This is a genomic window from Nocardia implantans (assembly GCF_035544775.1).
Lineage (GTDB): Bacteria > Actinomycetota > Actinomycetes > Mycobacteriales > Mycobacteriaceae > Nocardia > Nocardia implantans.
Genome location: NZ_JAYKYQ010000002.1, coordinates 563,171 through 576,712, shown reverse-complemented (window position 1 = coordinate 576,712; position 13,542 = coordinate 563,171). Strand labels below are relative to the sequence as shown.

The following is a 13,542-nucleotide window of genomic DNA, read 5'->3' as shown; positions in this document are numbered from 1 at the left end:
GACCGGCCAGAATGGCAGGCGTGGGCCAGCTGCACGTCTCGTTCGTCTGTACCGGCAACATCTGCCGCTCTCCGATGGCGGAGAAGATCTTCGCCTCGCACCTGTACCGGGCCGGACTGGCCAACCGGGTGCGGGTGAGCAGCGCGGGCACCGGTTCCTGGCACGTCGGCGACGACGCCGACCCGCGCACCAGCGCCACCCTGCGCAAATACGGCTACCCGACCGGGCACGTCGCCGCCGTGTTCGGCGCCGAGCACAGCGACGCGGACCTGGTGGTCGCGTTGGACCGCTCCCACCAGCGCGACCTGGCCCGCCTCGGCGTCCCCGCCGAGCGGCTGCGGTTGCTGCGCGCCTTCGACCCGGACGCCGACGGTCATGACGTGGCCGACCCCTACTACGGCGACGCGGCCGACTTCGAACTCGTGCGCGCCCAGATCGAGGCCGCCGTCCCCGGCCTGCTCGACTGGGTGCGCGCCGAACTCGCGGCCGCCGAACCGCCCGGTCTGCGCCCCGTTCCCGACGAGCGACCGTGATGCGCAGGCTCGCGTTCCTGCTGCGCCCCAGCTGGCTGATCCTGGCGGTGCTGGTCGCCGCGTTCGCCTACCTCTGCTTCACCGTGCTCGCGCCGTGGCAGCTCGGCAAGAACACGGCCACCTCGCACCGCAACCAGCTGATCGCGGACTCGGTGCGGGCCGATCCGGTCGATGTCACCACCGTGCTGTCCGGCACGGCGAGCGAGCACACCGAGTGGCGGCGTGTCACCGCTTCCGGCAGTTATGTGCCGGACTCGACGGTCCTGGTCCGGTTGCGCCACCTCGACGGCGCGCCGGGATACGCGGTGCTGGCGGCGTTCCGCTTGGACGACGGACGGGTGCTGCTCGTCGACCGCGGACTGGTGTCGGCCGTCGAAGGGTCGCGCCCGCCGCAGGTCCCCGAGCCACCCGCCGGGCCGCAGCGCATCGAGGCCAGGGTCCGCATGTCCGAAGGCGTCACGCCCGGCAAGGACCCGAGCGTCCAGGACGGCTATCGCCAGGTGTACTCCATCGACACCACCCAGGAGACGGCGGTCCTGCGACAGTCCCTGACTCCCGTGCCCACCGGCGGCGAACGCGGCGGCTATCTGCAACTGAGCGACAACCAGCCGGGCGCGTTCACGCCCACTCCGCTCCCCCAGCTCGATGCCGGCCCCTACCTCTCCTACGGCCTGCAATGGCTCGCCTTCGGCATCATGGCTCCCCTCGGCCTCGGCTATTTCATCTACGCAGAGATCCGGGAGAGAAGGAAAGAAAAGGGCGCCGCCGAACCAGCCCGCGCCACGTCTCCCGCCGACCCGGCCCGGTCCGAGCCGGTCGCCCCGGCCACGCCCGCCGCACCGACCACGGAAGCCCGCCTCGCCGACCGCTACGGCCGCGGCCGCGGTTGATCCGGGCAGTTCCGCTCCGCCCTGACTCGACGCCGGACGGCCGCTGAGGCTGTTACGGGCCGAGCAGATCCCACCGGTTGCCCGCGATGTCGAGGAAGACAGCCACCTGCCCGTATGACTCGCTACGGGGCACTCTGACGAACTCGACACCATGCGAGACCATTCGGTCATACGCCGACTGAAAGTCGTCCACCTGCAAGAAAAACCCGACACGGCCCGCGACCTGCTGCCCGATCACCGCCGCTTGCGTCTCACCGTCGGCCCGGGCGAGCAGGATGCCCGTTTCGGCACCGGGCGGCCGCACGACCACCCACCGTTTCGGGCGGCCGTCGTCGGTGCGCGCCGGGGAGTCCTCGATCAGCTCGAATCCCAGCGCGTGGACGAAGAAGTCGATCGCGGCGTCGTACTCCGCCACCACGATGGTCATGAGCGCGATTCGCACCTGCCGACCCTAGCCGAGCCCGAACGCGGGTTCACGCGGTCGGCGGCGCTCGCTGATAGGGGTGATCCGCATGTTGCGGCCGGTGACCCACGGTCGCAGGGCGATCGCAACCGGCTGGGGCCGCCGGTGCGCCCCGTTGACTCGGTTCTGTAGCTGCCGTTCGCCATGGCTTGCCAGGGCGGCGAACCCGCACCGCCGCGCCGGCCCCGGCTGCGGCGGCACGCGGCTATGCCTGGCGCGGCTTGCCGCGCAGACTCCGGCGGCGGCAATCGCAGACCTGGTCAGCGCCTGATCGCGGCCACGGCGGCGGCGAGCAGGGTGGCGGTGAACTGCACGGCCTCGGAAAGACGGACGGCGCGGCGCAGGTCGTGCACGGTCGGAGCCGGACCGTCACCGAGGGCCGGGCGCAGCTCCACGCCGTGCGGGTAGTCGGTGCGGCCACCCAACCGGACGCCCAGCGCCCCGGCCATCGATGCTTCGGCCACGCCCGCGTTGGGGCTGGGATGCCCGGCGGCGTCCCGCCGCCACGCGGCAAGGGCGGCGGCGGGTCGTCCACCGATCGAAGGGGCGAGCAGGGCGGTGAGCACCCCCGTGACGCGCGCCGGGACCAGATTGGCCGCGTCGTCGACGCGCGCGGCGGTCCAGCCGAATCGCCGGTAGCGCTCGTTGCGGTAGCCGATCATCGCGTCGAGCGTGTTGACCGCGCGATACCCGAGCAAACCCGGAATGCCCGCCACCGCTCCCCACAGCACCGGCGCGACGGCCGCGTCGGAGGTGTTCTCGGCGATGGACTCCAGGGCCGCGCGAGCCAGACCGTCGCCATCGAGCGCCCGCGGGTCGCGCCCGCACAGCGAGGGCAGTAGCGCGCGGGCGCCGTCCAGATCGTCCTCCGCCAAGTGGTCGGCCATCCGGCGACCGGTCCGGGCCAGGCTTCGGCCCCCCAGCACGGTCCAGGTCGCGACGGCGGTCGCGGCCACGCCGCCCCGGCGAAAAGCCACGCCTAGCCCAACCACCGCGCCGACGGCCATGGCCTCGTGCACCAGCCCCGCTGCGCGCCGGTCGGCATAGGTCACCGACTCCAGCGCCGCGACGGCGGAACCGAATCCGGCCACCGGATGCCACCGCCGCGGATCGCCGAACGCTCGATCGAGCGCGAAACCGAGCAGCAACCCGAGCGCGGTGGAGGTCCCCTTCTGCACCCGGCGACACTATCGGGCGGCCCCCGACCGGCCCGCACGGCCCGGCCGTGTCACACTCCGCGTCCCCGCGTCGTCGACCCGGTGACGCATCCATAGACTCGCCCCGGCGGGGGCCCGAACGACGAACGGCGAACAGCAGTGACTTCCGAGCAGCCTTCCCCCGAGCATCTCGACCAGGCCGAGCTGGCTCGGCGTTTCGAGGAACACCGCCCGTATCTGCGCAGGCTCGCCTACAGCACCTTGGGCAGTCTGAGCGACGCCGACGACGTCGTGCAGGAGGCGTGGCTGCGGTTGCAGCGCCAGTACGAGACCGGCGCCGCCGGTGAGATCGACAACCTGCGGGCATGGCTGTCCACCGTCACCGGCCGGCTCGCCCTCGACCACCTCGGCTCCGCCCGGGTGCGCCGCGAACAGTACGTGGGCGAATGGCTGCCGGAGCCGGAGGTGACCAGCTGGGAGGACCCCGCCGACCGGATCACCCAGGACGAACGGGTCACCACCGCGCTGCTGGTCGTGCTCGAGTCGCTGTCGCCCGCAGAGCGCACCGCGTTCGTGCTGCAGGACGTCTTCGGCATGAGCGGCCCCGAGGTCGCCGAAGTGGTCGGCCGCACCCCGGCCGCCGTCCGCCAACTGGCCTCCCGGGCACGCAAACACGTCGAGCAGGGCACTCCGCGCTTCCCCGCTTCCCCCGACGAGCAGAAGAAGGTGGTGTCGGCCTTCGCACTGGCCTGGCGTTCCGGCGATCTCAGCGCCCTGCTCGGCGTCCTGGACGCGAACGTGAGCCTCACCGCCGACGGCGGCGGCAAGGTGCCCGCGATCCGCCAGCCCGTGCACGGCGCCGAGCTCGTGGCCAAGTTGCTGCTCGGCTGGTACCAAGTGGCGGGCGGCTGGGGCCGCACCGTGCTGGTCAACGGCCAGCCCGGACTGGTGGTCTTCGACGGCACCCACACGGGGGTGTTCTCCTTCACCGTCGACGCCGGTCGTATCGTCGCAATCGACGTGGTGCGCAACCCCGACAAGCTGCGTGACCTGCCGACCACCGGCGAGCCCGACTGGTACATCGGCGGACGCCGCGCCGAGCGGGAGTAGTCAGCCCGCGACGCCGAGCGGCCGCGAATACCCGTGCGCGGCCGCTACTTCCGCCGAGAGCAGCCGCCCGGCGTCCGCGGTGAGCCCGTGCGCGAGATCGGGGCGCCTGGCGCATGCCTCCTGCCAGCCGAGTTCGGCGATCGCCCGCACGTAGGGCAGGGTCGCGTTGGTGAGCGCGATCGTCGAGGTGTGCGGCACCGCCCCCGGCATGTTGGCGACGCAGTAGAACAACGAATCCGCCACCCGGTAGGTCGGATTCGCGTGCGTCGTCGGACGCGCCGAGGCGAAACAGCCACCCTGGTCGATGGAGATGTCCACCAGCACCGCGCCCGGGCGCATATCGCCGACGAGTTCGTCGGAGACCAGCTCCGGCGCGCGTGCGCCGGGAACCAGCACCGCGCCGATCACCAGATCGGCCGACAGCACCGCGCGCCGGACCTCGGCGGCGTTCGAGGCGACGGTGACGATCCGCCCGTCGAAACGGGCGTCCAGTTCCCGCAACCGGTTCAGGTTGGTGTCCAGCACGCTGACGCGCGCGCCCATGCCGACGGCGACCGCGGCCGCGTTCGACCCCGCGACGCCGCCGCCGAGCACCACGACCTCCGCCGGACGCACGCCGGGGACGCCGCCCGGCAGCAGTCCGGCGCCGCCGAGCGGAGCCATCAGGTGATACGCGCCGACCTGCGCGCCGAGCTTGCCCGCGATCTCGCTCATCGGAGCCAGCAGGGGCAACGATCCGTCGGCCGCGCGCACCATCTCGTAGGCGATGGCCGTGATGCCCGAGCGCAGCACGGCGTCGGTGCATTCGCGTGACGCGGCCAGGTGCAGGAAGGTGAACAGCACCTGCCCCCGGCGCATCCGCGGGTACTCCTGCGCGATCGGCTCCTTCACCTTCAACACCAGTTCGGCTTCCCGCCACACCTGGTCGGCGTCGGGAATCAGGCGGGCTCCCACCGCGGCGTAGGCGGCGTCGGGGAATCCCGATCCGGCCCCGGCGCCCGCCTGCACCAGCACCTCGTGTCCGTGCCCGGTCAGTTCCCCCGCGCCCGCAGGCGTCAGGGCTACCCGGAACTCTTGCTCCTTGACCTCCCGTGGTACTCCGATCCTCATACCGTCATCGTCGCCCCGGGCCGGGGTCCGCGCCACGACCGACGCGCCGGACGCGCACGGCGACCATCCTGACCCCGTGCCGTGGGCGAGTTTCTCGGCACGTTGTCCAGCTGGACGCGGGCGGGCCGGCTCACACGGTGGTGGTGCGCCCCAGCGGCGGAACGCGCAACTGCTCGGCGCGGCCGCCGTAGCGGAAGACGTGGCCCAGATAGTCGAGCGTCTCGCTGAAGTGCGCCCAGCCTTCGGCGTGCACCGGCACGATCAGCGCGTCACCGAGCGCTTCTGCCGCCTGCAGCGCGGTGCGCGCGTTCAGGGTGACGTCGGTGTCGCCGAAACGGCCGATGTTCGCGGCGCCCACATTGAGCACCGCGATATCGATGCGGCCGATCCGCTCGGCGATACGGCGCACCAGCTCGACCGACGCGTTGTCGCCCGAGACGTACACCGTCGGCTCGCCTTCGGCGCGCAGCACGAACCCGGTGACGACTCCGCTGAACGGCTCGCAGCCCTCGGGGCCGTGCAGGGCCGGCACAGCGGTCACCCGCACGCCGTGCACCGTCACCGTCTCCCATTCGGCCAGCCCGCGCACGCCGTCGATGCGGGTCGCGGCACCGGGTGTGGACAGCACGGTCGGCACCGTGGTCAGCAACTTCCGGCCGGAGTCGTCGAGGTTGTCGGCGTGTTCGTCGTGCGAGAGCAGCACCACGTCCACGGGGCCGATGTCCTCCTGCGATACCGCGGGCCCGGTGAGTTTGTGCAGCGTGACGGGGCCGGGATAGTCGCCGGGTTCGTCGAAGGTGGGGTCGGTCAGCCAGGTGCGGCCCGCGTAGCGGAACCACACCGTGGGGCCGCCGACATGCAGGAGTTCCAGGCCGGTGCGTTCGATCGTGTTGCTCATGCCGTTGATCTTGTCTTGCCCGTAAGTCCGGAGACAGTGGCCCGCGAGCCGCTTACCGTTAAGATCGGGCCATGCGTACGGTGGCCGTCCTCGCTTTCGACGGGATAAGCCCCTTCCATCTGTCCGTGCCCAGCCTCGTCTTCGGCCGGGTCGGCGTGGAGGGGCCGGCGCCTTACCGCGTGGACGTGTGCGCCGAGCGCCCCGGAAGACTGCGCACCCCCGCCGGATTCGACATCCACGTCCAGCACGACCTGGAGACGCTGACCCGCGCCGACACCGTCGTGATCCCGAGTTGGCCACTCGGCGAACCGCTGCCCGCCGACGTGCGCGCCGCCGTGCGCGCCGCCCACGCGCGCGGCGCGAGAATCGTCGGGCTGTGCCTCGGTTCCTGGGCGGTGGCCGCCACCGGCCTGGCCGACGGTCGCGAGGTCACCACCCACTGGGCCTCCGCGGCGGAACTCGCCCGCGCGTTCCCCGCGGTTCGGGTCCGCGCCGACACGCTGTGGTCGGATCTGGGCGACGTCGTGACCTCCGCCGGGGTGGCCGCGGCGCTGGACTGCTGCCTGCATCTGGTCCGCGGCGATCTCGGCAGCAAAGCGGCCACCGAGTTGGCCAGGGCACTGGTCACCGCCCCGCATCGCAGCGGCTCCCAGGCGCAGTACATTCCCGTCGCGGTGCCCGACGCCGCCGACGACGATCCGATCGAGCGCGCCATGGTCTGGGCGCGCGCGAATCTCGGCGACCCGCTCGACCTGGACCACTGGGCCCGCGTGGCGCTCATGTCCCGGCGCACGTTCACCCGCCGCTTTCGCGACCGCACCGGCACCAGCCCCCAGCAGTGGCTGCTGCTCCAGCGCACCGACCGCGCGCGCCTGCTGCTCGAATCCACCGCCGACACCGTGGAACGCATCGCCGCCGACACCGGCTTCGGCACGGCGGTGAGCTTGCGCCACCACTTCCACCGCATCCTCGGCACCAGTCCCGCCGCCCACCGCGCCAGCTTCCAGGGGCAGCACCGGCCTGCCGCCCCGCGGGCCATGAGCGACCCGGACAGCCAGGCCAGCTAAGTTCGTGGCCATGCGGATTCAGCTGGGCGAACATGCGCCGGACATCGATGAGAGCGCGTGGATCGCGCCGAACGCCACCGTGATCGGCCGCGTGCGGCTCGATGCCGGAGTCAGCGTCTGGTACAGCGCGGTGCTGCGCGGCGACCTGGAGACCATCGAGGTCGGCGCGCGCAGCAATATCCAGGACGGCTGCGTGCTGCACGCCGACCCGGGCTTCCCGCTGACCGTCGGGACGGGTGTCTCGGTCGGGCACAACGCGATCCTGCACGGGTGCACCATCGGCGACGACGTGCTGGTCGGCATGGGCGCCACCATCCTCAACGGCGCCGTGGTCGGGCCGGGCAGCCTGATCGCGGCCAACGCGCTGATCCCGGAAGGCGCGCGGATTCCGCCCGGCTCGCTCGTGGCGGGCGTGCCCGGCAAGGTGCGACGCGAACTCGGCGCCGAGGAGCAAGATCGCATTCGCCTGAATGCGACTGTCTACCTAGCAAATACAGCCCAACATCGCACGGCGAATGAGGTGTGAAACAGGACACACTGATCAAGTGTCCAATAAAGATCGCTGATAGCATTCAGCCAGCGTGCCCGGCGACCCGGGCTCTCCTGTCGACACGGTCGTCGTGCGACTTGTAGCGCAGTGGGGAACCCACCCGGGTCGGTGGGTGGGCGAGCGTGCAGGCAGGAGGTATCACGGTGTCGTACGTGCAGTCGGGTGTGCACGGGCCCAAGGGCCGGATCAGCGTCGCCGACATCGCGGCCCAACCCGGCGGAGTCGAGGCGCTCCAGCGCCGGGTTCATGAATTACGTTCTCGCGGTGTCGATTTCGCCGCGAATGCGATCGAGAAGGAAATGGCCGAGCTGGATCTGCCGCGCCAATGACTTCGCCGCCACGCTCACCGCGGGTCACGTTTCCGCGGTGAGCGTGGCGAGTCCGGCCGTGGTGTGCTGATCCAGCGCCATCAACGCGGCTCGTATTCGTACCGGTTGCCAGCTGCCGTCCACCCGGCGCAGACGCACCGTTCCCTCGGTGCGCCGCCGCGCCAGGTCCCGCGACATGGCCTTCGCGGTCGCCAGATCTTCCGGATGAATCTGCGGTCTCGGCTGTCCCGGCAGATCCGCCCAGGCGACGTCGGGCATGGGCGGCCCGATCCACCGGATCAGCCGCAACGAGCGCAGGTCCACGATCGCGCGGTACTCACCGGGCTCGGTGGCGGCCTCCAGCACCGTGTACTCGAGGATCGTCGGCGGCGGAGCGGCGGAGACGGCCGTGGCCGCGCCGATGTCCTGGGTCACGCCGCGCAGCAGCACCCGCCGCTCGCCCGCGTCATCCGGCTCGGCGACGATCCGGCAGGAGAAATGCCCGGCGCGCAGGGCGTCGTCGTCGCGCCGGATGGTCCAGACCGCCTGATGTTCGGTGCCGGGCGCGGAATTGACGATCTTGGCCAGCGCCTCGCTCTCGTCGCGGTTGGTGACCAACCGGGTGAACGCGCCCGCGATGGCCAGTTCGGCGGCGCGGTTCTCCGGCGCGACGCCGTACAGGTCCAGCAGGTCGATGCTGCGCACCGACCGGTTGTTCGTGAGATCGAAGTACCACGCCCCCATCGGGTCGGGCGCGGCGACCGGCTCCTGCCGGGGACCGACCCACAGTCGTACGGCATGCGCCCGCCCGGGCGCGATGAGCAACGGCTCGGCCCGCACCGTGCGCCGCCCGTCACCGGAGACGTGCGCGACCGGCGCACCGGTGGCGCATGCCCGCCGCAACGCCGCCTCCGCGTCGGCCCGCGACAGCGGATTGCGCACGATATTGCCCAGCGGCACGAACGACTTCGGCGTGGAACCCACCGCGATCACGCACCCCGGCTCACCCGAAAAGCACTCGAGCAAAAGCCATTTCGTCACCACAGGCACCCCAGCGCGCCATCATCGTCAAGTCGCCGTAACTCGGAATATATTCGGCCGGTTGTCATTTCGCCCTCCCCATCGCCGACCGCGCCACCCGCGTGCGGTCAGGAACGGAATACCATGTCCAGCACCTTCTCGTGGTACGACCCCGCGATTCGTGTGACCAGGTCCACAGCGACGGCGTCGATGCCGACCAGCACCTTCGCCTCGCCGCGCGCGACGCCGCGCAGGATGCTCCGCGCCGCCGCGGCCGGGCTGGTCCTGGCCACGTGTCCCTCGAATCGGCGCACCACCTCTGCCGCGTCGACGCCCGGCGCGACGCTCGCCGACCGGGCGATGCCGGTGAGCACGCCGCCGGGATACACCCCGGTGACCCGCACCGAGCCGCCCGCCGCCCGCATGTCCTGCCGCAGCGACTCGGTGAAGCCGCGCACGGCGAACTTCGCCGCGTTGTACGGCGCGTGCCGCGCGACGGCCACCAGTCCGAACGCCGAAGACATATTGACGATGTGGGCGCGCTCGGCGGCCAGCAGATGGGGCAGGAACGCCTTGGTCCCGTTGACCACACCCCAGAAGTCGACGGCCATCACCCGTTCGAAGTCACCGAACGGCGACTCCAGCACACTGCCGACGTGCAGGATGCCCGCGTTGTTGAACAGCGCCTCGACCCGCCCGAATCGCGCGACGGTCCGCTCCGCGTACGCGAACACCGCCGCGCGATCGGTGACGTCCACCGTGCTCACCGACGGCTCGCGGCCGACGGCCGCGCACAACTCCCCCGTCTCGGCCACGGCCTGCGCCGACTTGTCCGACAGCGCCAGCGAGGCCCCCGCACCCGCCAGCGCCACCGCCAACGCCCGGCCGATTCCAGCGCCCGCGCCGGTGACCGCTACCACGCGGTTCGCGAAATACCCCATGGCTCAACCCCTTTCCGCGCCGGCCGAAGGCGCGGCCGGACGCCGACCACAGGCTAGCCCCCCGATTTTGGACACGCGACCCACTCCGTGTCACCGCGCCGACGGCCGATGCCGGGTCACGCCGCGCCCACCCAATGAAATAATGGACTTCCCCGTCCGTCACCCGTCGCGATGCCGCGCCCACCGGCCACCGCCCGGCGACCGCGCCGAACCTACTGGAGATCCGATGCCAACCATCTCGCCCATGTTGCAGCGCATCCTCGAGAAGCCGGTCGCCGACGGCGAAAAGCTCCTGGAAAGCGCGCTGTCGGCCTTCTTGGACTTCGGCATCAAGCGGACCAGCATGGGCGAGATCGCCCGCCGCGCCGGCATCAGCCCCGCCACCCTGTATCGGCGCTACGAATCCAAGAACGACCTGGTCGAGGCGGTCAGCGTCCGGGAGGCGCAGCGCTTCGTCGCGGCGATCGAGAAGCAGGTGCACACCGTCTCGGGCAACGACGATCAGCTGGTCGAGATCTTCGTCGCGTTCATCAGCGCCATCGCGGGCAACGAACTGCTGCGCAGGCTGCTGCGCACCGAGCCCGACCTGATCCTGCCCCGGCTCACCACCGAGGCGGGCCCGATCCTCGCCGTCGGCCGCGACTACCTGGCCGAGAAGCTGCGCGAGCTACGGGATGCCGGTGGCACGCACGACTTCGACGCCGACCTGGTCGCCGAGATCATGGCCCGGCTGGCGCTGTCGCTGGCCCTCACCCCCGACGGCCTGATCCCGGTCAGCGATCGGGACGCGGCCCGCGAGTTCGCCCGGCGCACACTGCTGCCGATGGTCGGCGTCCAGGTCAGCGCCTGATCCGACGCCGAACGCCGCGGCCACCCGCGCGTCCAGCTCGGCCCGCGCCACCGGGTCCGCCGCCCGGCCCTCCACGAACTCGCGCACCAGATCGATCACGCGCGCCGACCGGGCCGTCGCCGGATCGGGCACCGGCAGCCGGGACACGTACTGGGTGATCCACCGCCGCCTGCCCGAGTACAGCCGATTGCCGCAGACCACGTCGTAGAACCGCAATCCGAGCGCCGAGTTGGCCACGCCCATCAGCAGATAGGCCAAGCGCGTCGCCTCGGCGGGCGCACCGGCCAGATCGGGCAGCGAGATCCAGTAGCAGTCGCCGTTGACCACCGCGCCCGAACTGTCCAGCGCGAAACGCGGCCGATCGCTGATGTCCGGGAAGACCAGCTTCGGCTGCCGCCACAGGTGCGGGCGCTGCGGAACCCAGATCTCGTACCAGGCGCGACCGCTGTCGACGACATAGCGACGCCCGGCCAGCGTCGCGCGATGCGACCGCAGATACGCGGCCGCGCCTGGGTACCGGCCGAGATCGATCGGCGTGCGGCGGGCACGGGCCAGGTCGTAGGGATACAGCACGCGCACGTCGCGGGCGCGGGTGGCTCGCCACGGTGCCAGATCGTGATGGGTGATCAGGTCGAGCAGCAGTTCGGGCTCGGGACACGGGTCGGCCTGTGCCCAGCGGTCGGAGATGAACACGCGGTCGGCGGTCGTCTTGATGCCGACCCGGATGCGCGCCAGCTCACCGAAACTGCGCCAGGTCGCCCCCGCTATCCGCGCCAGCCACGCATCGATCGCGTCGTGCGACATCCGCCACGCGGTCTCCGGCTCCCGCGCCACGCCCCGGGAAATCCTCCGTCCCACCGTGCGTTCCGGCGCGGCGCCAGGACTCTCCTCGCGACCACGACCGGCTCCGGCGTCCGCGGGCGGCCCGCACTCGGTCGCCAACCTGCCGACCTCGACGGCGAAGGTACGGCCGTTGTACTGGACGATCGAACCGCCCGGGTCGAGCAGCGCCTCGAACAGCGTCTTCGCACCGGGTGTTTCGCCGGTGACCTCGTAGGCGGAGGCATAGCGGCAGCCCTCGCCGTGGTTTTCGCGGCGCGCGATGGTGATCGCGGGCAGTACAGCGGCGGTGAACAGTTTGGTGTCTCCCAGGTCGTACAGCTCGACCGGAGCCAGATCGGTCAGCAACAGCCGCCGGATGTTCGCGCCCGCCTTGGTGGTCAGGAACCGGTTGGCGCACAGCAGGCCGAGCACACCTCCCGCGGCCAGCAGCCGGGGCAGCGTCGCGACGAACGGGTGGGTCAGGTCGATCCGCCCGCGCAGACCGAATCGTTTGCTCAGCAACTGCGCGGTCGGCCCACCCAACTGCTGGGTTCGCACATACGGCGGGTTGGTGATCACCGCGTCGAACGAGCCGTCGGCGAGCCGCGCCTCGACCGCGAGGAAGTCCGCCTCGCGCCAGTGCACGGCGATCCCCGCCGCGCGGGCGCGCTTACGGGCGATCGCGAGCGCGCGGGCGTCCAGGTCGTAGCCGATCAACACCAGACGGATGCCGGGAAACCGGGCGGCCACCTCACGGTGCACGGCGAACAGCAATTCGCCGTCGCCGCAGGCCGGATCGAGCACGCGCAGGACGCCGGCGGCCGACGGCTCGGCATGGCGCACCAGCCGTTGCGCGAGGAACCGGGCCAGCACGGGCGGCGTGTAATGCCTGCCGTGCCGTTTGCGGTCCCGCGCGGCGGGAGCTTCGGACGCCATATCGGGATTCTGCCTGCTGCGACCGCGCCCGTTGCCGCAACGCGGGCAACACTTTTGCGCGACCGCGCGCGTCGCGCTCGACTCGCCCCGTTCCGGCGACGGCGGATCCCCCCGGCTTTCGCGCCACGGCATTCGATGCTAGCGTTCGGTCTCAAAATAAGACTGCCAAAGGAGGCGGGGGAATGACCGTGACGACCGACGACTTCACGACGCTGGCCCGAGTGCTCGACGACCGATGGACCTGCAGGCAATTCCGCTCCCAGCCCGTCGAGCGCGACACCATCCGCGCCCTGTTGCGGCTGGCCCAGCGGACGCCGTCATGGTGCAACACCCAGCCTTGGCAGGTCGTGGTGACGGAGGGCTCCGGAACCGATCGCTTCCGGAAGGAACTGCTCGAACACATCGCGACGGCGACACCGGCGCCCGATTTCGAGTTCCCCGCCCAGTACACCGGCGTCTATCGGGACCGCAGGCGCGAGTGCGGAAAGCAGCTGTACGACAGCGTCGGCATCGCCAAAGGCGATCACGAGAAGACCATGCGGCAGGCCGTCCGGAATTTCGAACTCTTCGACGCCCCGCATGTGGCGATCGTGACCACCGAAGCCGATCTGGGCGTCTACGGGGCGGTGGACTGCGGCCTGTACATCGGCAGTTTCCTGTTGGGCGCGCAGAGCCTCGGGCTCGGCGCGGCGCCGCAGGCGGCACTGGCCTCCTACTCCCCCTTCCTCCGCGAGTACTTCGGCATCCCGGAGCAGCGCAAGGTCGTCGCCGGAATCTCGTTCGGATATCCGGACCTCGATCATCCGGTCAACGGCTTTCGCACCACCAGGGCCGACGCCGACGAAGTCACCACCTGGTTCGCCGACTGACCCCCGAGGGCGCGCCCG

General features: G+C 71.3%; 14 protein-coding genes and 1 pseudogene. 8 read left to right on the top strand and 7 right to left on the bottom strand.

Annotation, left to right across the window (positions count from 1 at the left end; all coding sequences use genetic code 11):
- Positions 1-11: 11 nt before the first annotated feature.
- Positions 12-533 (top strand): low molecular weight protein-tyrosine-phosphatase, encoded by a 522-nt coding sequence (locus U3653_RS06900; protein WP_195077736.1) that lies wholly within the window; start codon positions 12-14, stop codon positions 531-533.
- Entirely contained in the window at positions 533-1,423 is an 891-nt protein-coding gene (locus U3653_RS06895; protein WP_195077735.1) for an SURF1 family cytochrome oxidase biogenesis protein, read from the top strand. The genes U3653_RS06900 and U3653_RS06895 overlap by 1 nt, the downstream gene beginning before the upstream one ends.
- A gap of 52 nt (positions 1,424-1,475) precedes the next feature.
- Here U3653_RS06895 and U3653_RS06890 read toward each other — a convergent pair whose 3' ends face one another.
- Both U3653_RS06890 and U3653_RS06885 read right to left on the bottom strand, forming a co-directional pair.
- A complete protein-coding gene (locus U3653_RS06890) occupies positions 1,476-1,865 on the bottom strand; it encodes a VOC family protein (protein WP_195077734.1) in 390 nt (129 codons plus the stop codon).
- Between the two features lie 281 nt (positions 1,866-2,146).
- Positions 2,147-3,064 carry a cobalamin biosynthesis protein gene (locus tag U3653_RS06885; protein ID WP_195077733.1) on the bottom strand — a complete coding sequence of 306 codons (918 nt, stop codon included), beginning with the start codon at positions 3,062-3,064 and terminating at the stop codon, positions 2,147-2,149.
- Positions 3,065-3,202: 138 nt separating this feature from the next.
- On the opposite strand from U3653_RS06885, the gene sigJ reads away from it, so the two are divergent.
- Positions 3,203-4,153, top strand: a complete 951-nt coding sequence (gene sigJ, locus U3653_RS06880; protein WP_195077732.1) for an RNA polymerase sigma factor SigJ — start codon at positions 3,203-3,205, stop codon at positions 4,151-4,153.
- On the opposite strand, the gene ald is transcribed toward sigJ, so the two are convergent.
- Both ald and U3653_RS06870 read right to left on the bottom strand, forming a co-directional pair.
- Positions 4,154-5,263 carry an alanine dehydrogenase gene (gene ald, locus U3653_RS06875; protein ID WP_195077731.1) on the bottom strand — a complete coding sequence of 370 codons (1,110 nt, stop codon included), beginning with the start codon at positions 5,261-5,263 and terminating at the stop codon, positions 4,154-4,156.
- A gap of 130 nt (positions 5,264-5,393) precedes the next feature.
- Entirely contained in the window at positions 5,394-6,161 is a 768-nt protein-coding gene (locus U3653_RS06870) for an MBL fold metallo-hydrolase (protein ID WP_195077730.1), read from the bottom strand.
- Positions 6,162-6,232: 71 nt separating this feature from the next.
- Between U3653_RS06870 and U3653_RS06865 the strand changes: the two genes are divergently transcribed.
- From U3653_RS06865 to U3653_RS06855, 3 genes are all read left to right on the top strand, one after another.
- Positions 6,233-7,228: a GlxA family transcriptional regulator gene (locus U3653_RS06865; protein WP_195077729.1), complete on the top strand. Its 996-nt coding sequence runs from the start codon at positions 6,233-6,235 to the stop codon at positions 7,226-7,228.
- A gap of 10 nt (positions 7,229-7,238) precedes the next feature.
- On the top strand, positions 7,239-7,754 hold the full coding sequence (locus tag U3653_RS06860) for a gamma carbonic anhydrase family protein (RefSeq protein ID WP_195077728.1): 516 nt from the start codon (positions 7,239-7,241) through the stop codon (positions 7,752-7,754).
- A 167-nt stretch (positions 7,755-7,921) separates the two neighbouring features.
- On the top strand, positions 7,922-8,107 hold the full coding sequence (locus tag U3653_RS06855) for a hypothetical protein (RefSeq protein ID WP_039803648.1): 186 nt from the start codon (positions 7,922-7,924) through the stop codon (positions 8,105-8,107).
- Positions 8,108-8,131: 24 nt separating this feature from the next.
- Here the strand turns inward: U3653_RS06855 and U3653_RS06850 are convergent, their stop codons facing one another.
- Both U3653_RS06850 and U3653_RS06845 read right to left on the bottom strand, forming a co-directional pair.
- Entirely contained in the window at positions 8,132-9,127 is a 996-nt protein-coding gene (locus U3653_RS06850; protein ID WP_323123889.1) for a GAF domain-containing protein, read from the bottom strand.
- A 107-nt stretch (positions 9,128-9,234) separates the two neighbouring features.
- Positions 9,235-10,047 (bottom strand): SDR family NAD(P)-dependent oxidoreductase, encoded by an 813-nt coding sequence (locus U3653_RS06845; protein WP_195077726.1) that lies wholly within the window; start codon positions 10,045-10,047, stop codon positions 9,235-9,237.
- Between U3653_RS06845 and U3653_RS06840 the strand changes: the two are divergent.
- Positions 10,046-10,792 (top strand): annotated as a pseudogene (locus U3653_RS06840) (TetR/AcrR family transcriptional regulator); the annotation flags it as partial. The gene U3653_RS06845 and the pseudogene U3653_RS06840 sit on opposite strands and share 2 nt — an antisense overlap.
- Here the strand turns inward: U3653_RS06840 and U3653_RS33285 are convergent.
- Positions 10,715-12,655 carry an Eco57I restriction-modification methylase domain-containing protein gene (locus U3653_RS33285; protein WP_435406546.1) on the bottom strand — a complete coding sequence of 647 codons (1,941 nt, stop codon included), beginning with the start codon at positions 12,653-12,655 and terminating at the stop codon, positions 10,715-10,717. The pseudogene U3653_RS06840 and the gene U3653_RS33285 sit on opposite strands and share 78 nt — an antisense overlap.
- Positions 12,656-12,837: 182 nt before the next feature.
- Between U3653_RS33285 and U3653_RS06830 the strand changes: the two genes are divergently transcribed.
- The gene (locus tag U3653_RS06830; RefSeq protein WP_195077725.1) at positions 12,838-13,524 is read left to right on the top strand and encodes a nitroreductase; all 687 of its coding nucleotides are present in this window, start codon (positions 12,838-12,840) and stop codon (positions 13,522-13,524) included.
- Positions 13,525-13,542 lie beyond the last annotated feature (18 nt).

What these genes read in the sequence shown, in the direction of transcription:
- U3653_RS06900 (WP_195077736.1), top strand. Translation starts at nt 12, where the DNA reads ATGGCAGGCGTGGGCCAGCTGCACGTCTCGTTCGTCTGTACCGGCAAC.
- U3653_RS06895 (WP_195077735.1), top strand. Translation starts at nt 533, where the DNA reads ATGCGCAGGCTCGCGTTCCTGCTGCGCCCCAGCTGGCTGATCCTGGCG.
- ald (WP_195077731.1), bottom strand. Translation starts at nt 5,263, where the DNA reads ATGAGGATCGGAGTACCACGGGAGGTCAAGGAGCAAGAGTTCCGGGTA.
- U3653_RS06870 (WP_195077730.1), bottom strand. Translation starts at nt 6,161, where the DNA reads ATGAGCAACACGATCGAACGCACCGGCCTGGAACTCCTGCATGTCGGC.
- U3653_RS06865 (WP_195077729.1), top strand. Translation starts at nt 6,233, where the DNA reads ATGCGTACGGTGGCCGTCCTCGCTTTCGACGGGATAAGCCCCTTCCAT.
- U3653_RS06860 (WP_195077728.1), top strand. Translation starts at nt 7,239, where the DNA reads ATGCGGATTCAGCTGGGCGAACATGCGCCGGACATCGATGAGAGCGCG.
- U3653_RS06845 (WP_195077726.1), bottom strand. Translation starts at nt 10,047, where the DNA reads ATGGGGTATTTCGCGAACCGCGTGGTAGCGGTCACCGGCGCGGGCGCT.
- U3653_RS33285 (WP_435406546.1), bottom strand. Translation starts at nt 12,655, where the DNA reads ATGGCGTCCGAAGCTCCCGCCGCGCGGGACCGCAAACGGCACGGCAGG.
- U3653_RS06830 (WP_195077725.1), top strand. Translation starts at nt 12,838, where the DNA reads ATGACCGTGACGACCGACGACTTCACGACGCTGGCCCGAGTGCTCGAC.